We start from the raw sequence: 24,936 nt of genomic DNA on the forward strand, positions 1-24,936 counted from the left end.
GTGGCCTCTATCGCTCGTAGGAGCGAGCGCAAGCTCGCGAAGAGACTGTTCGCCAGCGTTGCTGGCTCCTACAGCCGCCCCGCTTGAGCGATGTGGTCAGGGCGGTATCTACGGCGCATGCCATTGTCTCGCCCGCCCAACGCTTCCTTGCTGTTGCGCTTCAAGTTTTCCGCTCACCTACCGATACAACAGGGACGCACGCTTGCCGTTCAGCCTACCAACGCCCTAAGTGGGCTTGCCAGCTAGCAGCAAAACCCTGAATCTGCTCGAACCCTTTGACGGTCATCCATGGTTTTGCCAATACTCGGGCAAGTGGTTGCCACGTGCTCGGAACAAGGAATCTTCCTTTGAAGGTGGAACTCAAGCACAGTTTGTCGCTGAAACTCCTGCGCGTCGTGCTGCTGTCTACGCTTATCGTCGGTGTGCTGCTCAGTTGCGGGCAGATCGTGCTCGACGCCTATAAAACCCGTCACACCATCGCACGGGATGCCGCGCGCATTCTGGACATGTTCCAAGACCCGTCCACCCAGGCCGTGTATAGCCTGGACAAAGAAATGGGCATGCAGGTGATCGAAGGGCTGTTCCAGGATGCCGCGGTGCGCGCCGCGTCCATTGGGCATTCTGGCGAAGCCATGCTGGCCGAACGCGAACGCCCCCTGCTGCATACCCCTACCCGCTGGCTCACCGACCTGATTCTAGGCCAGGAACGCTCGTTCAGTACCCGCCTGGTGGGCCGCGCGCCCTATAACGAATACTACGGCGACCTGGCGCTTACCCTGGACACCGCTACCTATGGCGAAGAGTTTCTGCGCAACTCGGGCGTGTTGTTTGTCTCCGGCATGTTGCGGGCCATGCTCATGGGGTTGGTGCTGTTCCTGGTGTACCACTGGCTGCTTACCAAGCCATTGTCGCGGATGCTCCACCACCTCAGCGAAATTCACCCTGACCGCCCTGGCGAACACCAACTGCCCTTGCCCCGGGGCCATGAACATAATGAGCTAGGGCAATGGGTCAGCACCGCCAACCAGTTATTAGCCTCCATCGAACGTAACAGCAGCCTGCGCCGCGAGGCAGAAAGCAGCCTGCTGCGCATGTCCCAATACGATTACCTGACCGGCCTGCCTAACCGCCTGCTGCTTCAACTGCAACTGGATAAGATCCTGGAAAACGCCGCGCGCCTGCAGCAACGGGTAGCCGTGGTGTGCGTGGGGCTGGACGATTTCAAGGGCATCAACGAGCAATACAGCTACCAGGCCGGTGACCAACTGCTACTGGCAACCGCTGACCGCCTGCGCGCCCACAGTGGCCGCCTGGGTGCGTTGGCCCGGTTGGGGGGCGACCAGTTCGCCCTGGTGCAGGCCAGTATCCAAGAGCCCTACCAGGCGGCGGAGCTGGCCCAGCACATTCTCGATGACCTGGCCGCGCCCTTTGCCCTGGATGCCCGGGAGATTCGCCTACGCGCCACCATTGGCATCACGCTGTTCCCCGAGGACGGCGACAGCACGGAAAAACTCCTGCAAAAGGCCGAACAGACCATGACCCTGGCTAAAAGCCGGTCGCGCAACCGCTATCAGTTCTATGTGGCCAGCGTGGACAGCGAAATGCGCCGCCGCCGTGAGCTGGAAGAAGCGTTGCGCGAGGCACAGGCCAAGGACCAACTGTTCCTGGTGTACCAGCCCCAGATCAGCTATCGGGACAACCGCATCGTTGGGGTGGAGGCGCTGCTGCGCTGGCAGCACCCTGACTACGGCATGATCCCGCCGGATCAATTCATTCCCCTTGCCGAGCAAAACGGCACCATCCTGGCCATTGGCGAGTGGGTACTGGACCAGGCCTGCAAGCAACTGCGCGAGTGGCACGATCAGGGCTTCAGCCATTTGCGCATGGCGGTGAACCTGTCCACCGTACAGCTGCACCACAGCGAACTGCCGCGGGTAGTGAGCAATATTCTTCAGGTGTACCGCTTGCCACCGCGCAGCCTGGAGCTGGAAGTGACCGAAACCGGCCTGATGGAAGACATCACCACCGCCGCCCAGCACTTGCTGAGCCTGCGCCACTCCGGCGCGCTGATCGCCATCGACGACTTCGGTACCGGGTACTCCTCCCTGGGCTATCTGCGTTCGCTGCCTCTGGACAAAATCAAGATCGACAAAAGCTTTGTCAAAGACCTGCTCGATGACGAGGATGACGCCACTATCGTGCGCGCGGTCATTCAGTTGGGCAAAAGCCTGGGCATGCAGGTGATCGCCGAGGGCGTGGAAACGGCCGAGCAGGAGGCTTACATCGTGGCTGAAGGCTGCCACGAGGGCCAGGGCTACTACTATGCCAAGCCGCTGCCTGCCCGGGAGCTACTGGCCTTCCTGAGGCAGCGGGAGCAGGCAAGCGCCGCGCCGGTAAGCCTATGAGCGGATGAATTATTTTTCACCCGGCTCTTTACATTAAATGCAAATCCTTCGCATCATGTGGCCCGCTCGCTCGGCGCCCGTAGCGCTTATCGCCCTTTTTTACGCAGGAATTTGCCATGATCCGTACGCCATTGGTTGCCAGTTTGCTGGCCGTCGCCATTTCGCTTGCCGGTTGCGGGGACAGTAGCGACAAAGACAAAGCAGCCGCACCGGCCCCCGCGCCTACCGCAGCCAATGCCACCCCCGCCGCGGTAGCCCTCGACCAGGCCGCGGCCAAGGCTGTAGTCGGGCACTACGCCGACATGGTCCATGCCGTGTTCAGCGACGCGCTGACCACCGCCACCGGCTTGCAGCAGGCGGTAGATGCGTTCCTGGCCAAACCCGATGCCAATACCCTCAAGGCCGCCCGTGAAGCCTGGGTAGCCGCGCGCCCGAGCTACCTGCAGAGCGAAGTCTTCCGCTTTGGTAACACCATCATCGACGACTGGGAAGGCCAGGTGAACGCCTGGCCCTTGGACGAAGGCCTGATCGACTATGTGGCCAAGGACTACGAGCCTGCGTTGGGCAACCCTGGCGGTGGCGCGAACATCATCGCCAATACCGAAATCCAGGTCGGTGAAGACAAGATAGACATCAAAGACATCACCCCGGAGAAACTCGCCAGCCTCAACGAACTGGGTGGTTCGGAAGCCAACGTTGCCACCGGCTATCACGCCATCGAGTTCCTGCTCTGGGGCCAAGACCTCAACGGCACCGGCCCTGGCGCCGGCAACCGCCCGGCCAGCGACTACCTGGAAGGCAAAGGCGCCACGGGCGGCCACAACGATCGCCGCCGCGCCTACTTGAAAGCGGTAACAGACCTGCTGGTCAGCGACCTCACCGAAATGGTCGCCAACTGGAAGCCGGGCGTACCGGACAACTACCGCGCCAGCCTGGAAGCCGAGCCCGTGGACAGCGGCCTGCGCAAGATGCTGTTCGGCATGGGCAGCCTGTCGTTGGGCGAGCTGGCCGGTGAGCGCCTGAAAGTGGCCCTGGAGGCCAACTCCCCGGAGGACGAGCACGACTGCTTCAGTGACAACACTCATAACTCGGCCTTCTTCAACGCCAAAGGCATTCGCAACGTGTACCTGGGCGAATACCTGCGCGCCGACGGCACCCGCCTGACCGGCCCAAGCCTGTCTTCGCTGGTGGCCAAGCTCGACCCGGCTACCGATCAGGCGCTCAAGGCCGACCTGGCCGATACCGAAGCCAAGATGCAAGCGATCGTGGACCGCGCCAACAAAGGTGAACACTTCGATCAGTTGATCGCCGCGGGCAATACCGCTGGCAACCAAGTGGTGCGTGATGCCATTGGCGCGCTGGTCAAGCAGACCGGTGGGATCGAACAGGCGGCCGGTAAGTTAGGGATTACGGACCTGAACCCGGATAACGCCGAGCACGAGTTCTAAGCAACACTGGCCGGGGTCAACGGCTACGGTCATGGCTTCCCTTGTAGGAGCCAGCAGAGCTGGCGAACGGTGCGCCATAGGCCACCTGTGCCGTATCTTCGCTAGCTGACGCTAGCTCCTACACGTGACAGGCGCCGCTGTAGGGGGCGGCCTGGGTCCCATAGGTAACACAGGTTATTTTGATGTACTTATCACCGGTTCGTTTGCCATGGCTGGCTCTGTGCCTGGGGCTGGCGGCGTGCGACCAGGGGCCTCGCTTTACCGAGGCAGAGCCAGGGGAGGCCCTCTCCGCGGGTAGCGCTACGGTATGGCGCAGCGACCTCAATGCCTATGCCCTGCCCTCGGCCAACCTGAGTGCCGCCCGCCGGGTGGACTTCAGCGTTGGCAACAGCTTCTTCCGCAACCCCTGGGTGATCGCCCCGTCCACGACCACGGCGCGCGATGGCCTGGGCCCTTTATTCAACACCAACGCCTGCCAGAATTGCCATATCCGCGATGGCCGGGGCCAGCCGCCGGAGCCGGGCGCCACCCATGCGGTATCGATGCTGGTGCGGTTGTCCGTTCCCGCCGCCGAGCAGGCCAGCGACGTAGTGCGGCGGCTGGGCTTCGCCCCAGAGCCGGTCTATGGCCAGCAGTTGCAAGACATGGCCGTTCCGGGCGTACCCCCCGAGGGCCGCGTACGGGTGGCGTACACCCCCGTGCCGGTGACGTTCGCCGATGGCTTTCACGTAGCGCTGCGCCAGCCTCATTTGCGCATCGACCAACTGGGCTACGGCCCGTTGCACTCGCAAGTGCGCACGTCAGCGCTGATCGCGCCTCCCATGATCGGCCTGGGGCTGCTGGAGGCCATACCGGAGCAGGCGATTCTTGCCAATGTCAAGGCTCAGGCTGATGGCGAAGATGGCGTACGCGGGCGCGCCAACCCGGTGTTCGATGACATCACCGGGCAACAGGTACTGGGCCGTTTTGGCTGGAAGGCATCGCAGCCTAGCCTGGACCAACAAAACGCCCATGCCTTCGCCGGTGACCTGGGCATTACCTCTTCTCTGCACCCCACTACCGACTGCACCCCTGAGCAGGCCGCGTGCCTGAATGCGGCCAATGGCAACCAGAGCGCCGCAGAACCCTTCGAAGTGAGTGATAACATTCGCCGGCTGGTGCTGTTCTACAGCCGCAACCTCGCAGTACCGGCCCGCCGTGACGAGGGCGCCACGCAGGTGCTGCGAGGCAAGGGGTTATTCCACCAGGCCGGCTGCCAACGCTGCCATGTGCCTGAATACCGTACCCGCGCAGATGCTGCCGAGCCGGAGTTGGCGAATCAAGTCATCCGCCCGTACACCGACCTGTTGCTCCATGACATGGGCCCAGGCCTAGCGGACCAGCACAGCGTATTCAGTGCCCGTGGGCAGGACTGGCGTACACCACCCTTGTGGGGCATCGGGTTGTCGACCACCGTCAATCCTCAAGGGCGCTTCTTGCACGATGGCCGTGCCCGGGACCTGTTGGAAGCGGTGTTGTGGCACGACGGCGAGGCGGCCGCGGCCAAGGCCCGGGTGCTTCGTTTTAACGCCGCCGAGCGCGCGGCATTGCTGGCCTTTCTCGAATCCCTATAACATCCCAGACCTTTTGTCGTGGAGCCGTTCATGTTCCGTCCCAAGTTGCTTTTTACCAGCCTTGCCGCCCTTGCATTAGGCGCCTGCGCGCCCCAGGACCCGCAAGCGGTGACCAGCGCCGCCCTGGCCAGCCAGGTCCTGTTGCCCACCTATAGCCAGTGGGTGGATGCAGACCGGCAGCTCGCCCAGAGCGCCCTTGCCTTCTGCCAGGGCCAGGAGAGCCTGGAAAAAGCCCGTGCGGACTTTCTCATTGCGCAAAAAGCCTGGGCTTCCCTCCAACCCTTGCTGATCGGCCCCTTGGCCGAAGGCAACCGCGCCTGGTCGGTGCAGTTCTGGCCCGACAAGAAAAACCTTGTGGGCCGCCAGGTAGAGCAATTGATCGCCAGCGGCGGCACCATCGATAGCGCCAGCCTGGCCAAGGCCAGTGTTGTGGTGCAAGGCCTGTCGGCGTATGAGTACATTCTGTTCGACAGCAAGCCAGAGCTTGCCAGCGATGCCAGCAAGGCCAGCTATTGCCCCTTGTTGACCGCCATTGCCGACCGTCAGAAGGCACTGGCCGAGGACATCCTCGACGCCTGGAAACGCAATGACGGCATGCTGGCGCAAATGAGCAAATTCCCTAATCAGCGTTACGCCGATGCCCACGAGGCCATCGCCGACCTGCTGCGCGCCCAAGTCACCGCACTGGACAGCCTGAAGAAAAAACTCGGTGCTCCCATGGGCCGGCAGAGCAAGGGCGCGCCCCAGCCTTACCAGGCCGAAGCCTGGCGCAGCCAATCGTCCCTCAAGAGCCTGCGTGCCAGCCTGAGCGCGGCCCAGGCGGTATGGAACGGCGTGGAGGGCAAGGGCTTGCGTAACCTGCTGCCCAGCGACCAAAAGCCCCTGGCCGAAAAGATCGACGCCGCCTATGCCGCCGCTGCCAAGGGCCTGGACGACAACACCCGCACCCTGGGCGAGCTGCTGGCCGACCCCGCTGGCCAGCACGTGCTGAACGACATCTACGACCGCCTTAATACCGTGCACCGGCTACACGAGCTGGAGCTGGCCCGGGCGCTCAATATCCAACTAGGCTTCAACGCCAACGACGGTGACTGATATGTGGCAGCGCTCGCTTGCGGCCTTGACCCGGCTACTTAAAGGTAATGTACGCCTGGGCGATTGGCGGCTCAGCCGCAAGCCCGGCCAAAGCGCCTTGTTGCTGTCAGCCCGAGACGATACCAACGGCGGCCACTATGCCGTGGGCTATCGCCTGGACGGCAGCGAGGCCTTCTGTACCCAGGTACCTCAGCGCTGCCACGCCATCATCGAGCACCCCAGCCAGCCAGTGGCCTTGTTCGTGGCACGCCGCCCCGGTACCGAAAGCTACCTGGTAGACCTGCGCGACGGTCGCCTGCTGCAAACGCTGCGCGCCGAGCGCGACCGGCACTTCTATGGCCATGCGGTCATCCATCGCGACGGTGAATGGCTGTATGCCACGGAGAACGACACCCGTGACCCAGGCCGTGGCGTGCTGGGCGTGTATCGCTTTAGTGACAACCGCCTGGAGCGCACCGCGGAGCTTTCTACCCATGGCATAGGCCCGCACGAGCTGGCATGGATGCCTGACGGGGAAACCCTGATCGTGGCCAATGGCGGTATTCGTACCGAGGCCGAAAGCCGGGTTGAGATGAACCTGGAAGCCATGGAGCCGAGCCTTGTGCTGATGAGCCGCGACGGTCGCCTGATCAGCAAGGAAACCCTGGCCCAGCCAATGAACAGCATTCGCCACTTGGCTGTTGCCGAGGACGGCACCATCGCAGCCTGCCAGCAGTTCATGGGCGGCGGGGATGAGGTCGCGCAACTGCTGGCCATCAAGCGCCCGGGTGAGCCTTTTGCCCCCTTCCCCATCAGCGACCAGCAGCTGTTATCCATGGGCAACTACACGGCAAGCGTGGCCATTCACCACGCATTACGGCTGGTGGCCCTTACCGCGCCACGGGCGAATCGGTTCTTCGTATGGGGCTTGGATACCGCCGAGGTGATCGTGGACGCGCCCATGCCAGATTGCGCGGGCGTGGCGGCGGTAGAAGGTGGGTTTGTGGTGACCTCTGGGCAAGGCCGCTGCCGCTATTACAGCGCGGCTACCGGTAGCTGGCTGGGCACGCCCTTACAGCTGCCCTCCGGGCTGTGGGACAACCACTTGCAGGTTATCCAGAAGGCCACAGCCTTGGGGCGGTAGGCGCATTCAGGCGCCTGAGCGCAAGCCCTGGGTTAGCCCGAACATCAGCAGCAGCAGGTTATGGTCCGGGTGGGCCTCTGCTGCCGTGCTGTCTTTCAAGGCTTTGGGGAAGGGGCATATGCCTTGGCCATACTCAGCCCGCAGCACCCCTGGCCCAGGTTCGTTCCAGGCCGCAGCGGCCGCAGTGGCCAACGCTAAAGAACCCAGGAAAAACAAACCTCGCGCAAATTGTAAGTTCATCGCTCTAACCCTTTGACGACACTGCCAAATGCTGTGTCGTAAAAGTAGAGCAGTTTTTTCCAGTCCGCATCGTTGAACGACGAATGGCGGCGTAATTGTTTGATATCGTGCTGGGAGGCCGCTGTCGCGGTCAATCGCCGCCGGCATTTCTCCAGGTCCAGCAGGGCTACTTCGCCACGTGGGCCTGCCTCGCTCTCCACTACCCGTACAAACACATGCTTGATATACAGGCAACTGTGCTGCCAGCGGCCTCTGTGCATCTTCGCCAGGTTATCGGCCAGGTCCTTGAGCAACTGGTCATGCACGACCTCGCCGTAGCGTTCGCGCCCCCCTTGCTCGTACCACTGGGTAATTTCCTGGAAACCGTCCAAAGAGGCGGTCACCAGCAATGCTTTCCAGCCAAACTGCTGGTCGCGTCGGGCTCCGCAGAACAGCATATGCGGTACCCTGACGTTCAGTTTGCTCAAGCCCTGTAAGGCATCTCGTTCACGCAACACGGTGGGGCGGCCGAAAGGATGCAGGGGCGAGCGGTAGATATGGCCCACTTGGCGCTTGACGTAAATCATCCCGTCACCGGATAGCAACACCCGCTGCACGCCGCTCTCACCTCCACGCCGACGATTGGGCTCTTCTACCCATTCGCCCTTACTACCCCAGTAATGCTCAAAGCCAGGCTGCCCGCTCGAGAGGCTGGCTTCGACCGCCCGTTCTACCGTCATTACCCTCACTCCTTACGCAACACATAAACGCGCCACATGGCATACAACGGCAGAAAATCCAGGCGCTCTTGGATACGGAACCCTGCCTGGGCGAACTCAGCTTCTACCTGCTTTACTGGCAGCAAGAAACGGTTTTGGTACTTGGGTGCTTCACCCCGATGAATACGGCGCTGTTCAGAACGCTGGCGCTTCCAGGCTTTAAAATTGCCATCGACCCACAGCGAGAGGATGACCGAGTCCCGAGAAACCCGGTGAAACTCCCGAAGCATGGACAACCGGTGGGCCGACTCACCAACGTGGTGCATTAACCGCATCGAAAAAATACTGTCCACGGCGTTGTCGGGCAGGTCAATGTCAAACGCTGAGGTTTGCATGGGCCTGACCCGCGCTACTACTTCTTGCGGCTGCATCTGGCAAGCCGTGGCAACCATGTCGGCGGAGTTATCCGCGCCTATGATCACGCGGTTGGCTTTCTCGGCCAGCATTGGCCAAAACCGCCCGGCACCACAGGGCAAGTCCAACACCAGGCCGGGATCACCCGCCAGCTCCAATGCCTTGCGTGCCAATTGCACGTCGCGCATATGAGAAAGCCGCCGCGACATACCACTTTGATGCTTATGGAAATAGCGGCGCGCGTGCGCCTGGTCATACTTTTCAGAAAACTCAAGCTTGATCGGGCTGCTCATATGCACCTCCTGGAACCAGGCCTGGACAGTAATCAGAGCACGGTCATCAAGGGGTCATGCAAGTGTGAAAATTCTGTCATACGACGTTAACAGCCTGGTAACGGTGTTGCCAGATGTTTCACCCCTCCAAGGCTGGTTCACCTGGCTGTCAGGGTATTGCCGTTGTGAAGCGTTACGTGGAACGCACACCCTTGAGGCTCGTTGGTGGTGAGGGTAACCAGCCAGGCCTGGTCGTCGCAGATACGCTGTACCAGCGATAGGCCCAGCCCCAAGCCTTCCCCACGCTTTTCATTGCCCCGCACGAAAGGCTGGAACATGGCCTCGCGTTTCTCTTCCGGAATGCCGACGCCTGAGTCCTCGACACTGAACCCTTGAGCGGTCAGGGTCAGGCGAATGAAGCCTTGATCGGTGTAGTGCAGGGCATTGCGCAACAGGTTACTCATCACTGTTTGCAGGAATGTCGCGTTGTAACGCGTATCGGAGGGCTCGCCCCGCTCGTAGATCAGCTCCAAACCCTTTTGCTCGATGGGCTTGCGCCATTGGGCAATCAGGTCATCGCCCACCTGCCCCAACACTGCCTGAGCCGCCAGCGAGTCATTGCGCTGTGCACGGGCCAGCATCAGGAAGGTTTGTACCAGCTCCCGCATTTCCTCACAGGCCCGGGTAATACGCTCCACCTGGGCTCGGGCACGGTCATCCAGGCGGTCGTTGGCCAACAGCAGCTCACAGGAGGTGGCCAGCACCATCAATGGCGTGCGCAGTTCATGGCTTACATCGCTGGTGAACAAGCGTTCGCGGGTCAACGCCTGGCGCAAGCGGCCCAGCGTGGCATCGAAGGCTACGGCCAACTGCCCTACTTCGTCAGCGGCATAGTCCGGCGCCAGGGGTGGCGCCAGGCCTAAGAGCTGGTCCCGGTGGCGTACCTGGCGGGCCAAGCGAATGACTGGGGCCATTACTCTGCGCGCCAATAGCCAACCCAATACCACCGCCAGCACCAGGCTAAGTACGAAGCCCACCACCACGACCGCGAACAGAATGCGTTCACGTTCTTCGAAGTCACTTTGGTCTTGCAGCAGCACATAGTGGCGGCCGTCTACGATCTCGACCATGGCGTGGTAGGACAGGTCACCCCTGAACACTTCATGAAACCCTGGCGAGAGGTGCCGAAGGTCGTTGGGCAAGGCGAAGTCGCCACGGCCGTTGCTGAAATAGAACAGCTGGTCGGGCTCAGGCCGGTGGCTCCAATCGTCCACGGTGTCCATCAGCAGCAAGCGTTGGAGGTCGCCGCCCAGCCCCGAGGAAATGAGTTTTTCTTCCACCAGGTGAACCGTTGCCACGATGCCTACGGCGAAGGCCCCAGCAACCAGCGCGCTCATCAGCGCGAAGGCAATGATGATGCGTTGGGCAAGGCTTTGCTTAAACTCCATCACGCCCCTCGGCGAGCCGATAGCCGACACCGTGCACCGTTTGCAGCAAGGGCTTGGCGAAAGGTTTGTCGATCACCTGGCGCAACTGGTGTACGTGGCTGCGCAGGCTGTCGCTGTCGGGGCAATCATCGCCCCATAGCGCTTCTTCCAGCACTTCGCGACGCAACACGTGGGGACTTTTCTGCATCAGCACCGCCAGCAGCTTAAGGCCTACCGGGTTCAACTTGAGGAACTTGCCCTCGCGGGTCACTTCCAGGGTGTCCAGGTCATATTGTAAATCCGCCACCTGCAAGGTACGGCGGCCGCCACCCTGAGCACGGCGCATCACGGCTTCGATCCGGGCGGCCAGTTCCGACAACGCGAAAGGCTTGACCAGGTAGTCGTCGGCGCCATGGCGGAAGCCCTGCAAACGGTCGTCGAGTTGATCTCTGGCGGTGAGCATGATCACCGGCGTGTCCCGCCGGGCGTCTTCGCGCAGCCGTTTGCATAGGGTAAAGCCATCGATACCGGGCAGCATCACGTCCAGTACGATCAGGTCGTAGTGCTCGGTGGCGGCCAAATGCAGCCCTGACAGGCCGTCTTGGGCGCAATCGACCGTATACCCCTTCAACCCAAGGTAATCGGCCAGGTTGGCCAGGATATCGCGGTTGTCTTCGACCACGAGAATGCGCATGGAATGGTTCCTTTTTTACGGTATACGGCTCGAAGCCGGCGCAGCTTACGCCGAGTTTGCGGCTTTCGGCTAGCGCTAACGAGGGCCTTGCCTATGACAGCCACGCCCGGCAGGCTCTCGGGCGGCATAGTGACTTCTTGGAAAACGCTGTAAACATCGCCCATAAAAAAACCCCACCTTCGCAGGTGGGGTTTTCCAGAGCTAGGGGCTAGCGGCTTACATCATGCCGCCCATGCCACCCATCCCGCCCATGCCGCCCATATCAGGCATGCCAGCACCGGCCTTGTCGTCTGGCAGGTCAGCGATCATGGCCTCGGTAGTGATCATCAGCGAGGCAATGGAAGCTGCGGCCTGCAGCGCGGAACGGGTCACTTTCGCAGGGTCGAGGATACCCATTTCGATCATGTCGCCGTATTCGCCGGTGGCCGCGTTGTAACCGTAGTTACCTGAACCCTGCTTGACCTTGTCGACTACAACGCTTGGCTCGTCGCCAGCGTTGGCAACGATCTGACGCAGAGGTGCTTCAACCGCACGACGCAGCAGCGCGATACCGACGTTCTGGTCTTCGTTCTCGCCCTTGAGTTCGGAGATGGCCTGCAGCGCGCGCACCAGGGCAACGCCACCGCCAGGCACCACGCCTTCTTCGACGGCTGCGCGGGTAGCGTGCAGGGCGTCTTCAACGCGGGCTTTTTTCTCTTTCATCTCAACTTCGGTACCAGCACCGACCTTGATCAGTGCAACACCGCCGGACAGCTTGGCCAGGCGCTCTTGCAGTTTTTCACGGTCGTAATCGGACGTAGTGTCGGCAACCTGGGCGCGGATCTGGGAAACGCGAGCCATGATGTCTTCCTTGGAACCGGCACCATCAACAATGGTGGTGTTTTCCTTGGTCATGGTCACGCGCTTGGCGGTGCCCAGGTGCTCCAGGGTAGTGGTTTCCAGGGTCAGGCCGATCTCTTCGGAGATGACGGTACCGCCGGTGAGGATAGCGATGTCCTGCAGCATGGCCTTGCGACGGTCGCCGAAGCCAGGCGCCTTGACCGCGGCGACCTTGACGATGCCACGCATGTTGTTGACTACCAGCGTAGCCAGCGCTTCGCCTTCAACGTCTTCTGCGACGATCACCAGCGGACGGCCCGACTTAGCGACAGCTTCCAGAACTGGCAGCAGCTCGCGGATGTTGGAGATCTTCTTGTCGACCAGCAGCAGCAGCGGGCTTTCCAGCTCGGCAACCATGGTGTCTGGCTTGTTGACGAAGTAGGGAGACAGGTAGCCGCGGTCGAACTGCATACCTTCGACGACGGACAGGTCGTTTTCCAAGCCCGAGCCTTCTTCGACAGTGATCACGCCTTCGTTACCGACTTTTTCCATGGCTTCGGCAATGATCTTGCCAATGTCGGTATCGGAGTTGGCGGAGATGGTACCTACCTGGGCAATGGCCTTATTGTCGGCACATGGCTTGGACAGAGACTTGAGCTCGGCGACGATAGCGATGGTAGCCTTGTCGATGCCACGCTTGAGGTCCATCGGGTTCATGCCGGCGGCCACCGACTTCAGGCCTTCGCTCACGATGGCCTGGGCCAATACGGTAGCGGTAGTGGTACCGTCGCCTGCTTCGTCGTTGGCCTTGGAGGCAACGTCTTTCAGCAGCTGGGCGCCCATGTTTTCAAAGGCACACTTGAGTTCGATTTCCTTGGCGACGGAAACGCCGTCCTTGGTGATGGTCGGAGCGCCGAAGCTCTTGGCGATCACCACGTTACGGCCTTTCGGGCCCAGGGTGGCTTTAACGGCATCAGCCAGAACGTTAACGCCAACCAGCATTTTCTTACGGGCGGAGTCGCCGAATTTTACTTCTTTAGCAGCCATGATCGTTTTCCTTGAATCAGAAGTCTTGACGGGAAATCAACGGAGGCGTTAGCCGGGGCACAGGGCCAGGGGCCACTCAGCCTTCGACGACAGCGAGGATTTCGTTCTCGCTCATTACCAGCAGGTCTTCGCCATCAACCTTGACGGTGTTGCTGCCCGAGTAGGGACCAAACACAACCTTGTCGCCTACCTTCACGGCCAGCGCGCGCACTTCACCGCTGTCCAGAACGCGACCGGTGCCTACGGCGACGACTTCGCCACGGTTAGGCTTCTCGGCGGCCGAGCCAGGCAGAACGATGCCACCGGCGGTCTTGGACTCTTCTTCACTGCGGCGAATGACGACGCGGTCATGCAGAGGACGAAGCTTCATTGTCGATCTCTCCTAATTATGGTTGTCCATCGGCCAGGCTTAGCTGGCCCACTGATGCAATCCGGCTTTCGCCGGTCGCGCTGCGCGGTGAACGCAACGCGGCTGATGACCGGCCACCGGGGCCGACATCTTGCGGTGACCCATACATGAGGCCGTGGCGTGGGATTACAAGCCCGGGGAAAAAAAATTTTGTGGGTTTTTCAGTAAGCTGAACGCAATGCGCCCCCGGAAGCGGGGCGCGGAAGGGCTCAATCGCGGTGTTCGAACTCGCCTTCGATTACATTGGGGTGACGAGGCAAATGAGACCGCGAGCGACTTGACGAGCCAGGTGGCGGACCGCTGGGCGATACGTACCCGGAATCTTCGAAGGCACGGTGGCGCATGGCTTGGGCCTGGGCACGTTCACGCACCTTGTTGGCAATCAGGTTGCGGGTAAAGGGAAGCAGGCAAAGGGCAGCCAATACGTCACTGAGGAAACCCGGCACTACCAACAACAGGCCGCCAGTGGCCAGCATGGCCCCATTGAGCAGGTCCTCGCCAGGCAGTTGGCCACCGCGCAAGGTTTCTCGAGCCCGCATGGCGGTAGCGAGGCCTGCGACACGTAGCACCAACACCCCCACGGCGGACCCGGCAATAATCAGCAGCAGCGCCGCAAAGAAGCCAATGGCCAGGCCAACCCGGAAAAATACGTAAAGCTCCACAACCGGAAACAGGAGCAGCAACACCAGCAGAGCGCGCATCAAATTATCCTCGGCGAAAGTCCCCTGTATATGTGCCGACGATACGCCCCATTTCAAGCACCGGCTTGTGACAATACCGTTAGATTGGCGGCAAACCCGCGTCAGCCGTGGGCCGGCGCAGGTGTTTCGGCTTATTGCAGGAGTTTACCAAGCCACCCCGAAGCCTGCGGTGTAGCGGCTGCTATCGAGGTTATTGCCATTGGAGGTACCGGTGACAATGTCTTTCTCGTACTTGAGGTTCAGCGACGCCCACTCGGTGACCTTGTAACGCAGGCCTATGTCGGCATCCAGGCTGTAGTCGGCGACGTTGCTCAGCGGCCGGCCCAGCTCACCGGTGGAGAACAACTGCACGGTTTTGCCAATCAGGTAACGGTTGTAGTCCCACTTCATCGCTACGGAGTAGAAGTTTTCCTTTCCGCCGTCAGCGAATTCATAGTCGGTGCGGTTGAGCAGGCTGCCCAAGGAGAAGGAGCCTAACTCGTTGTCCCAGAACTGATAACCCGGGCCGGTACCCACGGTACGCTGGCGCTGCAGGTCTTCGATTTTATCGCGCTTATAGTTAAGGCGGCCTTGCCAGAACCACTGGTCAGTAATGAAGCGGTCCAGGGAGTATTCCAGGCTCCAGTTATCGGTATCAACGTTGCCGTCCTGGGATTCGCGGTTGTATTCGCCGTCGGCGATGTGGCGCCAGCGGCCGTGCCGGGCCGTGGTCTTGAAGGCCAAGTTGTAATCGTCGGTGTCGGTTTCGGCGCGCTTGAAGTCTAAGGCCGCGTCAATGTTACCTTTCCAGTTCAGGTCTTGTATCAGGGGTTTGGGCTTCATCAACTGCTGGATGCTGGCCAGTTCCACGGTTTGTGGAGCATCGCCACTGGCCAGAATGACCTTGCCTTCATCGGCAGGCTTCAACGCCTTGGCGATTTCACTGTCGTATTCGTCCTGGCGCACCAGCAACGGCTGGGTGGTCTCCAGGGTTTTGACCTGTTTCATATCCACCGGGATGGAGCCGCCATAGGCGGTATCAACCATCAATTTGCCGCCGTCGAATACCTTGATGGTACCGGTGATCCGGTCGCCGTTTTTCAGCCAGACAGTGTCGGCGAAAGCGCAGGACATGGTGCAGGTGACAGCCACACACAACAGGGTTTTGGGGAACATAGGCGACTACAGACTCTTTATCGTGGAAGATCGAGGCTACACGGCGATAACCAAGGACCCAGGACTGACCGAATTATGCCAAATGAGTTCCGCGCTACCGCTTCGAATAATGTAACCGATTCGTTACCTGAGCCGCGCAAGCTAGCCCTCTACGCAGCCCTGGCCGCCGTTCCCTCTGGGCACGTGGTGACGTATGGGCAGTTGGCTGCCTTGGCAGGGCTGGGACGGGCGGCGCGCTGGGTGGGGCGACAGTTGAGCCAGCTCCCGGAAAGCTCGCACTTGCCTTGGCATCGGGTGATCGCAGCCGGTGGGCGGCTTAGCCTGCTGGCAGGAAGCCCCAGCGGTGACGAGCAACGGGCCCGTTTACGTGAAGAAGGCGTGAATGTGAGCGGGAATCGTGTGGATATCCGGAGGCATGGCTGGCGCCCAGACAAGCACAGCGGTTAGAGTGCGCGCTTTGTTTTTGCAGATTTGAGGCACATTCTCGCCCATGCCCGGTAAAACCTGGCGCGCCGCCGTGGCCGCCTACGCCAGCCCCTCTACGTTGGTGCTGTTGCTTCTCGGCTTTGCCTCTGGCTTGCCTTACATGCTGGTGTTCTCAACGCTCTCGGTGTGGTTACGCGAAGCGGGGGTAGCTCGGGAAACCATTGGCTATGCCAGCTTGATCGGCCTGGCCTATGCCTTTAAATGGGTATGGTCGCCGTTACTGGACCAATGGCGCCTGCCCGTTCTGGCGCGCCTGGGTCGACGGCGTTCCTGGCTGGTACTGGCGCAGGCCCTGGTGATCCTAGGCTTGATCGGGATGAGCTTTTGCGACCCTCAAAAGCACCTGCCCTGGTTGATCGCTATTGCCGTGGTGGTGGCGTTCGCCTCTGCCACCCAGGACATCGCGGTAGACGCCTATCGCCTGGAAATCGCCGGCGACCAGCGCCAGGCTGCCCTGGCGGCCAGCTATATGGCGGGTTATCGGGTGGCAGCGTTGCTGGCCACTGCTGGCGCGCTGTTCTTCGCGGAGGGCTTCGGCTCTACCGGATTTGCTTACCTGCACCGTGCATGGGCCGGCACCTACTTGCTGTTTGGCGTGCTGATGGTGCCCGCGCTAATCACTACCCTGCTGATGCGTGAGCCACCAGTGCCCTTGCGCACCCAGCTGTCCGCGGCCCGCTATGGGTTTATTCATCAAATCGCATCGGTGGTGGTGTTGATCATTCTGCTGGTCTCGGTGCCAGCGATGTTCACCCAGCTCTACAATACGGACTTCGCCAGTGTGATCAGTGGCGACATGAGCGCCTTGGACCTGCTGCTGGAAGACCGCGCCTTCCTGCGCGCGCTGTTGTACACCTTCCTCACCGCGCTATGCCTGTCCGCCGTGGGCCGCCGAGGCCTGGCGCCTGTGCTCACACCGGTAAACGATTTTATTCTGCGCTATCGTTGGCAAGCGCTGCTGTTGCTAGGGCTGATCGCTACCTATCGGATGTCGGACACGGTGATGGGCGTGATGGCGAACGTCTTTTATATCGACCAGGGCTTTACCAAGGACCAGATCGCCAGTGTGAGTAAGCTGTTCGGCCTGGTGATGACCCTGCTCGGCGCTGGCGCCGGGGGGTTGTTGATCGTACGCTTTGGCATTATGCCGATTCTGTTTATTGGCGGGGCGGCCTCGGCGGCGACCAATATCTTGTTTCTGATGCTAGCGGACATGGGCCCTGATATTCGCATGCTGGTGGTGACCATTTCTCTGGATAACCTCAGCTCGGGCTTGGCGACCTCTGCTTTCGTGGCCTACCTCTCGAGTTTGACCAACCTCAAGTTCTCGGCCACCCAATACGCGCTGCTCAGCTCTATCATGCTGTTGTTGCCGCGGCTGATTGGTGGGTATTCAGGCGTGATGGTGGAGAAATTCGGCTACCACACGTTCTTCCTGATTACCGCCTTGCTAGGGCTGCCAACGCTGGTGCTCATCGTGCTGAACTGGCGGTATTACAAGCTCAGCGATGAGGACACCCCTCACGCGTAGCAGCTTGTCATGGGCCGGTAGGAGCGAGCGCAGCTCGCGAAGAGACGGCACAACCAATGTAAACCGTTCGCCAGCTGTGCTGGCTCCTACAGCAGCCTCAGGACCAAGACGGTATCTACGAAACCAGTGCCTACTCGGCCTTAGTGTGGGTGAGGATCTGCGGTGCTGACGCGCCACCTTCCTGCTGTTCCTGAACCAGGCGAATGACCCGCTGCGGGAAGGGAATGTCGATACCGGCGGCGCGCAGGCGGTCGCGCACTTCGGCGTTGAGCATGTTCAGCACGCCGCCGTAATCGCTAGTATTGACCCACAACCGTAATGACAAGGTAATCGCACTGTCGCCCAAGGCCGCAACCACTGCCTCTGGGGCTGGGCTTTCCAATACACGGGGGTCGTTGGCCAGGCCAAGCAGCACTTCGCGGCCCTTTTGCAGGTCGGCGTCGTAGTCCACGCCAATGTCCAAGGTGATCTTGCGGGTAGGCTGGCGGTTGGTGTTGGTGATGATACCGTTGGACAGGTTGCCGTTGGGCACGATCACGGTTTTGTTATCACCGGTGCGCAGTACGGTATGGAAAATCTGGATAGCGTCTACGGTACCGGACACACCTTGAGCCTCGATCCAATCACCGATGCGGAACGGGCGGAAGAGCAAAATCAACACCCCGCCGGCGAAGTTCGACAGGCTTCCTTGCAGGGCCAGGCCCACCGCCAGGCCCGCGGCACCGATGGCCGCCACGAAAGAAGTGGTCTCGATACCAATCATCGAGGCCACGCTGACCATCAGCAGGATCTTAAGGATGATATTGGCCAGGGTACTGATAAACCCTTGCAATGCCAGGTCGGCATGACGTAGCGCCAGCAGTTTACCGATCTCACGGGTGACCTTGTTCACCAGCCACCAACCGATGATCAGGGTAAGGGCCGCCAACAGCACGCGGCTACCGTACTCCATGATCATCGGTATCCACGCTTGGGAAGCGCGGATGAGGTGGTCCACTTTGGCGTTCAGATCCATAGGGCGTCTCCTGTTCAGCTATTCAAGGCAGCGAGCCACTCGTCGCCGCTAACAGCCGTCCGACGCTCAGGCGCCCTGATGGTTCCGCGCTCCTCAATCGCGGAAGTTGTTGAACTGAAGCGGCATGCCAAGGCTTTCACCCCGTAGCAAGGCCATGGCTTCTTGCAAGTCATCACGCTTTTTGCCCGTGACCCTTACCTGTTCGCCTTGAATAGCGGCCTGCACCTTGAGCTTGGCGTCTTTGATACGGGCCACGACTTTCTTGGCCATTTCTTTATCCAGGCCTTCGCGCAGCACGACGTCTTGCTTCATTTCTTTGCCCGAAGCGTAAGGATCTTTTACTTCCAGGCACTGCACGTCGATTTTGCGCTTGATTAGCGCCAGACGCAGGATTTCCAGCGTGGCTTCCAGTTGGAATTCGGCTTCTGCGGTGAGGTTGACCGTTTTGTCTTTCTCATTGAACGCCATGTGCGCCTTGCCTTTGAGATCGTAACGGCGGTCCAGCTCTTTGACTGCGTTGTCGACGGCGTTGGTGACTTCGTGTTTGTCCAACTCGGACACTACGTCGAACGAGGGCATCAATATTCTCCAGTTTGATACAGATAGGCGTACATAAGTGTGCTTGGTCGGCTAATCCTAATAAACCGGACTACCCGGCTTGACGACTAAAACCGTGGATCATTATAACGGGCGCCAGCACAACGACAGGCTTTGCTCGCAAACCCGGTTAGAGCCCAAGGGACAGCATGGTTTCCGTTACACGTTGGTATTTCCTTCACTGCGAGCGTTAGATGTCAGACTCCACGCCAAGTATCCTGGTGGCCATCAAAGATGAAGGCCTGCGTCAACATGCCTGCCAGTTGCTGCGCCAGGCCCGTTACAGCGACGTGCGCGCCTGCGAAGTAACACACACACTGGCTGAACTCGACCAGCGCGAAGCCAACCTGCTGGTGACCGCAGGCGACGAAGGCCTGGCATTGGCCTCGCGGGTTCGCTTAGCAGACGCAGCCACCGGCAGCCATACCTGGATACTACTGCTCGATGCCCGGGCCAGTGCCCCACTGTTCGATGACGCCGCCGACCTGGGCGTGGACGACCTGCTGCCGCCTGCGTTGATCGACACCCAACTGCTTGCTCGGGTACACGCCGGTAATCGCTTGTACGCCATGCTCCAGCACATGGGGCGCGAGAACCGCCGCCTACGCGACCATATAGTAGGCCTTGAGCAACGCAACCTGATCGACGCCCTTACTGGCCTGGGCAACAGCCGCTACCTGCGCCAAGCCCTTGAAGACAGCCTGCGGCAAATCCAGGCTCGGGGCGGGGCGCTGTGCTACCTGTTGATCGGCCTGCAGAACGCCGACGCCTTGCAGCGCGAGCACGGCGAGCGATTCTACGATGAATTGCTACAAGGTGTAGGCCGCCGCTTGCAACATATGGTGCGCCCACTGGATGTGCTGGCGCGGGTAGACAATCAGCACTTCGTGCTACTAACACTGCCTCGCAGCCTGCACGAGTGCGCGCCAAGCAGCTTCAGGCGGCTGCATGATGGCCTTAACCTCAACGAGCTGATGACCAGCAACGGGGCGATAGAACTGCGCGCGGGCATTAGCCTGGTGGGGCTGGACGAGAAAAGCCTGCCTGTGGAGCCGGTGAGCCTGTTCGGCGAAGCCAGCCGGCTGCTGCAAGAAAGCTACGCGTCTGGCCTGGTAAGCGCTCGCCGCCTACCTGTGCTCGCCTGACCCCCATGAAGGCCACACCTTGGCATGTGCTTGGCGCCGGCAGCCTGGGCACGCTCTGGGCCTGCCGCTTGAGCCAGGCTGGCAGGCCGGTGCGTCTGGTGCTGCGTAGCGCCACCCGCCTGGCCCATTACGAACAGGGGCCAGGGCTGCGGCTGATACAGGGCTCGGCAGCGTTCACTGCCCACCTCCCGGCGAGCACAGCCCAGGGCAACGAAGTGATCGCGCGCCTGCTGGTGGCCTGTAAGGCATACGACGCCGAAGCGGCAGTGGCCAGCGTGAGGCATCGGCTAGCGCAAGGCGCCCAGGTATTGCTGCTGCAGAACGGCTTGGGCAGTCAGCAGGCCGTTGCCAATGCCCTGCCCCACGCCCAGGTATACTTCGCCTCTACCACCGAGGGGGCTTACCAGCGCGAGGACGGCGCCACGGTATTCGCCGGGCAAGGTTTCACCTGGGTAGGCAGCTCCACTGGTGGCATGGCACCTTCCTGGTTGGCGGACCTGACCCAGGCCGCGATTCCTCATCAGTGGGCCGAAAACATTCTGGCACGGCTCTGGCGTAAGCTTGCGATTAACTGCGCCATCAATCCACTGACCGTGCTGCTGCGATGCCCCAACGGCGGGTTGCTGAACCATGCCGACCGCATCACCCAGTTGTGCGAGGAACTCGGCGCGCTCTTGGTCGCCGCCGGCCACGCCACCGCGGCCCACGGCTTAAGGGCTGACGTAAACGCGGTGATCAACGCCACGGCGGCGAATTATTCTTCGATGTACCAGGATGTGGCCGCCGGCCGCCGCACGGAAGTGACCTACCTGCTCGGTTATGCCTGTGCCCAGGCGCAACGGCTAGGCCTGGCAGCGCCTGCCTTGACTGAGCTGCACCAGGCCCTGCTGGCTGCGCTGGAAAGCAAAGGTCTGCCAACGGCCTGAGCGCCTGCTTTGCTACACTCGCCCCGTTCCTTGCAAGCCGGGTGCGAGATGCCACTGCGACAGCGTGTTGAAAACCTCCCCGTCGGGCAAAAATTGCTCGCCGCCCTCTTGGTGCTGATGGTCACTGTGCTGGTAGTCGCCAACCTGATCTTTATCACCGCCGCCTACTGGATATCCCATGAAAGCATGGCGCCCCAGGCCATGCAGACCATCGGCAAACTGGTAAGCCAACCCGACCTGGGTCGGCGCGCCACCGCCGGCCCCGCCGCGGCCGAAGCGTTGCTCGATACGCTCGACAGTTACTCACCTCTGCGCGCGGCGGCAGTGTACGGCCCGGATGGCCAGCGGATCGCGCAGTTGCAGCATGGCAATCGTTTGTCTTTGCCAAAGCATGTGGACCAGTTGGATGAGTGGCGCCTGGTGGAGTTTCGCAGCACTCAACTGGCCGAGTTGCCCAGTGCTGAAGGCCCGCCCGGGCATTTGCTGCTGGTCGCCAGCAGCGAGCTGCCCGTGGCCTTCTACACCGGTACCTTTACCGCCAGCCTGGGCATTCTGGTATTCAGTGTGTTGCTGTGGATGGTGATCGCCCGGCAGATCAAGCGGCTGATCACTCGCCCTATCTATCAACTCGAAGAATTGACCCGGCAGGTCACCCGCGAAGAAAACTATGCGCTGCGGGCCGCGCCCGGCAACCAGGATGAAATTGGCAGCCTGGCAGAAGCGTTCAACACCATGCTGGCGCGGATGCAAGCCCGTGAACAACAACTCAAGCGCGCCCGGGATGACTCCCAGGCAGCCTATGACGCTGCCCAAGGCCTGGCCGAGGAAACCCGCCATACCAACCGCAAGCTGGAATTGGAAGTGCAGGTGCGCAGCAAGATCGAGAAAAAACTCACAGGCTTCCAGAACTACCTCAATAGCATCATCGACTCGATGCCCTCGGCTTTGATTGCCTTGGACGAGGGGCTTTACGTGACTCAATGGAACAAGGAAGCCAGCGCGCTTTCAGGCACCCCCTTGGACGAGGCCCTGAATCAGCCGATCTTCCTTGCCTTCAAGCCTATCAAGCCGTTTCTGCCTCAGCTCAGGCGCACGGTGGAAAAACACGAGGTGGTCAAGGTAGAACGCGTGACCTGGCTCAAGGATGACCTGCCTCATCATTACGCCCTTACCTGTTACCCCTTGGCCGGTAGCGCGGGCCGTGGGGTGGTGATTCGCATCGATGACATCACCCAGCGCTTGTCCCTTGAGGACATGATGGTGCAGTCAGAAAAAATGCTGTCCGTGGGCAGCCTGGCCGCGGGCATGGCCCACGAAATCAATAATCCCTTGGGGGCGATCCTGCACAACGTGCAGAACATCCGCAGGCGTCTCTCGCCAGAGCTGCCCAAGAACCAGCAACAGGCCGAAGCGGCTGGCATTGCTCTGGCGCACGTGAACCAGTACCTGGACGCGCGGGAAATACCACAGCTGCTTGCAGGTATTCAGGGCGCAGGCGCGCGGGCGGCCAAGATCGTGACCCATATGCTGAGTTTCAGCCGCCGCAGTACCCGCCAGATGGCCCCCTGCGACCTACCCGCGTTGATCGACCAGGCCGTGGAGATCGCCAGCAGCGACTTCGACCTAAGCATCGGTTTTGATTTCCGTGGCCCCTCTATCGTCCGGCAGTTCGACCCCCGCCTGGGGCCGGTCCCTGGCACGGCCAACGAACTCGAACAGGTCCTGCTCAACCTGCTGAAAAACGCCGCCCAGGCCATTCAGCAGCGGATAAACCCTACTCAGCCTGGCAGTATCGTGCTGCGTACGCGCCTCAAAGGCCCTTGGGCGGAGATCCAAGTGGAAGACAACGGCGTGGGTATGCCGGAAAGCGTACGCAAACGGATGTTCGAGCCTTTTTTCACCACCAAGGAAGTAGGCCAGGGCACTGGGCTGGGGCTGTCGGTGTCTTACTTCATCATCACCAACAACCACAAGGGGCAGATGGAAGTGCAGTCCACCGAGGGCGTAGGGACGTGCTTCACTCTGCGCCTGCCACGGGTGCAACCTGCCCCTGCAGGCAATACCACCCTTGGAGGGTGAAATGGAAAACCGGCTGTCCACCATTTACACACGTACCGGCGACGCAGGCGAAACCGGCCTTGGCGATGGCCGCCGTGTGCCCAAGGACCACCCACGCATCGAGGCCATTGGCGAAGTCGACACCTTGAACAGCCAATTGGGTGTACTACTGGGCTACCTGGCGGGCGATGCTCGGGTTCAGGAAGTGGCAACGGTATTGGCGCCTTGTCAGCACCGGCTGTTCGATTTGGGCGGGGAGCTGGCCATGCCCGGTCACCGCGCGCTGTACAGCGCCGAGGTTGCGAGAATTGAAGCGTCCATTGACACCTGGAACACGGAACTGGGCCCCTTGCGTAACTTTATTCTGCCCGGTGGCTCGGTGGGCGTGGCCCAGGCCCATGTATGCCGCAGCCAGGCCCGTACCGCGGAGCGCCGCTGCCAACAGTTGCATCGCGAAGAGCCGCTCGACGGTGTGGCCCTGGCGTATCTGAACAGGTTGTCGGATCTGCTGTTCGTCGCTGCCAGAATTATCGCCCGGCGCCAAGGTGTGGATGAAGTGTTGTGGGCACAGGCGGGATCACTGTAGGAGCCAGCAGAGCTGGCGAACTATTACACCCCGGTTCAACACCATGGCGTGGCCGGTTCGCTAGCTTGCGCTAGCGCCTACAGGGGGCAATGCAGGCCAGAATGCCCGAATCCCTGCTACGCCCTGTGCGCCTGCTTCCCACGCGCGCTGGCAGTCCCCCGGGCCTACCCCGCCCATCACGTACACCGGGCTGTTAAAGCCTGCGATCAATGCTTGGGCCGCGCTCCAACCCAAGGGTGAGGCGTCGGGATGGGTCTGGGTAGGTTGCACGGGTGACAACGTCACGAAGTCCACCCCCATGGCCTGCGCCAAGGCTAGCTCCTCGGCGTTATGGCAGGACGCCGCCAATAAGCGCTCAGGCGGAAAGGGCCGGCCCTTGGGCGCGTACTTGCGCAATTGCTCGGCCGTCAGGTGCCAGCCAGCCGCGGGGAAATCCCCCAGCCATTCCAGCGGCCCCTTGAGCATCAGCTGCGCCTTGCCCGCGCACAGCCCCACGGCATCAACCGCCAGATCCCGGTACTGGGGGTCATACATGGCTGGTGCGCGCAGCTGTATAAGCTTTGCCCCCTGGGCGATGGCAGTGCGCAGCCCGCCAAGGATCTCTGGGCGGGGTAAGTCGTCTGGCGTAATGAGGTAGGTCGACGGCAACCGCGCGGCGATCACGATGGGCTGGTTGGCGGCCGGAAAGTCATATTGATCCAGCGCCCTGGGCGAGACCCAGGCCAGCGGCTGCCCTTCGATGCCCTGGGGTTCGCCGCTGAACGCGGTCACTTCCCACACGTCTAGCAGTACCTGCTTGTCGGGGTAGTCGTGAGCCACTTTGATCAAAGGCCGCGCCGACGTCACTTGAATGCCCAACTCCTCGGCCAGCTCCCGGGCCAAGCCGGCCTGGGGTGACTCACCCGCCTCCACCTTACCCCCTGGGAATTCCCAGAGGTTGCCTTGATGCTGGCTGGCACCCCGGCGGGCGATCAGCACCTTGCCGTCGGCCTGGCGGATAACGGCCGCCGCTACATGAACCCGTTTCATTGC

The 24,936-nt window shown here is 61.1% G+C and carries 23 protein-coding genes; 11 read left to right on the forward strand and 12 right to left on the reverse strand.

All coding sequences use genetic code 11. The annotated features are described in order from the left end of the window. Window positions 1-347 precede the first annotated feature (347 nt). The 5 genes from ACWKV4_RS00480 to ACWKV4_RS00500 all read left to right on the forward strand — a co-directional run bounded on the left by ACWKV4_RS00480 (window position 348) and on the right by ACWKV4_RS00500 (window position 7,684). Window positions 348-2,405 (forward strand): putative bifunctional diguanylate cyclase/phosphodiesterase, encoded by a 2,058-nt coding sequence (locus ACWKV4_RS00480; RefSeq protein WP_483830172.1) that lies wholly within the window; start codon window positions 348-350, stop codon window positions 2,403-2,405. A gap of 116 nt (window positions 2,406-2,521) precedes the next feature. After that, a complete protein-coding gene (locus ACWKV4_RS00485; protein ID WP_483830173.1) occupies window positions 2,522-3,853 on the forward strand; it encodes an imelysin family protein in 1,332 nt (443 codons plus the stop codon). Window positions 3,854-4,035: 182 nt separating this feature from the next. Next, window positions 4,036-5,466 carry a di-heme oxidoreductase family protein gene (locus ACWKV4_RS00490; protein ID WP_483830174.1) on the forward strand — a complete coding sequence of 477 codons (1,431 nt, stop codon included), beginning with the start codon at window positions 4,036-4,038 and terminating at the stop codon, window positions 5,464-5,466. 30 nt (window positions 5,467-5,496) lie between these two features. Continuing rightward, window positions 5,497-6,561 (forward strand): imelysin family protein, encoded by a 1,065-nt coding sequence (locus ACWKV4_RS00495; protein ID WP_483830175.1) that lies wholly within the window; start codon window positions 5,497-5,499, stop codon window positions 6,559-6,561. 1 nt (window position 6,562) lies between these two features. Then, window positions 6,563-7,684, forward strand: coding sequence for a DUF1513 domain-containing protein (locus ACWKV4_RS00500; protein ID WP_483830176.1), 1,122 nt, complete (start codon window positions 6,563-6,565; stop codon window positions 7,682-7,684). Between the two features lie 6 nt (window positions 7,685-7,690). On the opposite strand, the gene ACWKV4_RS00505 is transcribed toward ACWKV4_RS00500, so the two are convergent. From ACWKV4_RS00505 to ACWKV4_RS00545, 9 genes are all read right to left on the reverse strand, one after another. After that, on the reverse strand, window positions 7,691-7,924 hold the full coding sequence (locus tag ACWKV4_RS00505) for a hypothetical protein (RefSeq protein WP_483830177.1): 234 nt from the start codon (window positions 7,922-7,924) through the stop codon (window positions 7,691-7,693). After that, a complete protein-coding gene (locus ACWKV4_RS00510) occupies window positions 7,921-8,643 on the reverse strand; it encodes a lipopolysaccharide kinase InaA family protein (protein ID WP_483830178.1) in 723 nt (240 codons plus the stop codon). Before ACWKV4_RS00510 ends, ACWKV4_RS00505 begins: the two co-directional genes overlap by 4 nt. A 5-nt stretch (window positions 8,644-8,648) precedes the next feature. After that, window positions 8,649-9,329, reverse strand: a complete 681-nt coding sequence (locus tag ACWKV4_RS00515) for a class I SAM-dependent methyltransferase (RefSeq protein ID WP_483830179.1) — start codon at window positions 9,327-9,329, stop codon at window positions 8,649-8,651. 137 nt (window positions 9,330-9,466) lie between these two features. Continuing rightward, on the reverse strand, window positions 9,467-10,756 hold the full coding sequence (locus tag ACWKV4_RS00520) for a sensor histidine kinase (RefSeq protein WP_483830180.1): 1,290 nt from the start codon (window positions 10,754-10,756) through the stop codon (window positions 9,467-9,469). Further along, a complete protein-coding gene (gene colR / locus ACWKV4_RS00525; RefSeq protein WP_483830181.1) occupies window positions 10,746-11,429 on the reverse strand; it encodes a two-component system response regulator ColR in 684 nt (227 codons plus the stop codon). Before colR ends, ACWKV4_RS00520 begins: the two co-directional genes overlap by 11 nt. Before the next feature lie 216 nt (window positions 11,430-11,645). Further along, entirely contained in the window at window positions 11,646-13,295 is a 1,650-nt protein-coding gene (gene groL / locus ACWKV4_RS00530; protein ID WP_483830182.1) for a chaperonin GroEL, read from the reverse strand. 76 nt (window positions 13,296-13,371) lie between these two features. Next, window positions 13,372-13,665 (reverse strand): co-chaperone GroES, encoded by a 294-nt coding sequence (locus tag ACWKV4_RS00535; RefSeq protein ID WP_040261854.1) that lies wholly within the window; start codon window positions 13,663-13,665, stop codon window positions 13,372-13,374. Between the two features lie 248 nt (window positions 13,666-13,913). Continuing rightward, on the reverse strand, window positions 13,914-14,405 hold the full coding sequence (locus ACWKV4_RS00540; RefSeq protein WP_483830183.1) for an FxsA family protein: 492 nt from the start codon (window positions 14,403-14,405) through the stop codon (window positions 13,914-13,916). 144 nt (window positions 14,406-14,549) lie between these two features. Beyond that, on the reverse strand, window positions 14,550-15,560 hold the full coding sequence (locus ACWKV4_RS00545) for a DUF481 domain-containing protein (RefSeq protein ID WP_483830184.1): 1,011 nt from the start codon (window positions 15,558-15,560) through the stop codon (window positions 14,550-14,552). 75 nt (window positions 15,561-15,635) lie between these two features. On the opposite strand from ACWKV4_RS00545, the gene ACWKV4_RS00550 reads away from it, so the two are divergent. Together ACWKV4_RS00550 and ACWKV4_RS00555 are read left to right on the forward strand one after the other, a co-directional pair. After that, window positions 15,636-16,007: an MGMT family protein gene (locus ACWKV4_RS00550; RefSeq protein WP_483830185.1), complete on the forward strand. Its 372-nt coding sequence runs from the start codon at window positions 15,636-15,638 to the stop codon at window positions 16,005-16,007. Window positions 16,008-16,050: 43 nt separating this feature from the next. Beyond that, the gene (locus ACWKV4_RS00555; RefSeq protein ID WP_483830186.1) at window positions 16,051-17,577 is read left to right on the forward strand and encodes an AmpG family muropeptide MFS transporter; all 1,527 of its coding nucleotides are present in this window, start codon (window positions 16,051-16,053) and stop codon (window positions 17,575-17,577) included. 130 nt (window positions 17,578-17,707) lie between these two features. Here ACWKV4_RS00555 and ACWKV4_RS00560 read toward each other — a convergent pair whose 3' ends face one another. Then, window positions 17,708-18,592: a mechanosensitive ion channel family protein gene (locus tag ACWKV4_RS00560; protein ID WP_483830187.1), complete on the reverse strand. Its 885-nt coding sequence runs from the start codon at window positions 18,590-18,592 to the stop codon at window positions 17,708-17,710. A 93-nt stretch (window positions 18,593-18,685) separates the two neighbouring features. Next, on the reverse strand, window positions 18,686-19,171 hold the full coding sequence (locus ACWKV4_RS00565; protein WP_483830188.1) for a YajQ family cyclic di-GMP-binding protein: 486 nt from the start codon (window positions 19,169-19,171) through the stop codon (window positions 18,686-18,688). Window positions 19,172-19,383: 212 nt separating this feature from the next. Between ACWKV4_RS00565 and ACWKV4_RS00570 the strand changes: the two genes are divergently transcribed. Genes ACWKV4_RS00570 through ACWKV4_RS00585 form a run of 4 tightly spaced genes read left to right on the forward strand, consistent with a single transcriptional unit; the run spans window position 19,384 to window position 23,904 of the window. Continuing rightward, complete coding sequence (locus tag ACWKV4_RS00570) at window positions 19,384-20,334, forward strand: GGDEF domain-containing protein (protein WP_483830189.1); 951 nt, start codon at window positions 19,384-19,386, stop codon at window positions 20,332-20,334. A gap of 5 nt (window positions 20,335-20,339) precedes the next feature. Further along, complete coding sequence (locus ACWKV4_RS00575) at window positions 20,340-21,260, forward strand: putative 2-dehydropantoate 2-reductase (RefSeq protein ID WP_483830190.1); 921 nt, start codon at window positions 20,340-20,342, stop codon at window positions 21,258-21,260. Between the two features lie 48 nt (window positions 21,261-21,308). After that, window positions 21,309-23,339, forward strand: coding sequence for a sensor histidine kinase (locus tag ACWKV4_RS00580; protein ID WP_483830191.1), 2,031 nt, complete (start codon window positions 21,309-21,311; stop codon window positions 23,337-23,339). A 1-nt stretch (window position 23,340) separates the two neighbouring features. Next, on the forward strand, window positions 23,341-23,904 hold the full coding sequence (locus ACWKV4_RS00585) for a cob(I)yrinic acid a,c-diamide adenosyltransferase (protein ID WP_483830192.1): 564 nt from the start codon (window positions 23,341-23,343) through the stop codon (window positions 23,902-23,904). A gap of 60 nt (window positions 23,905-23,964) precedes the next feature. Here ACWKV4_RS00585 and ACWKV4_RS00590 read toward each other — a convergent pair whose 3' ends face one another. Next, a complete protein-coding gene (locus ACWKV4_RS00590) occupies window positions 23,965-24,933 on the reverse strand; it encodes a Nudix family hydrolase (RefSeq protein WP_483830193.1) in 969 nt (322 codons plus the stop codon). Between the last annotated feature and the right edge of the window lie 3 nt (window positions 24,934-24,936).

This window comes from Pseudomonas artemisiae (genome assembly GCF_057128685.1).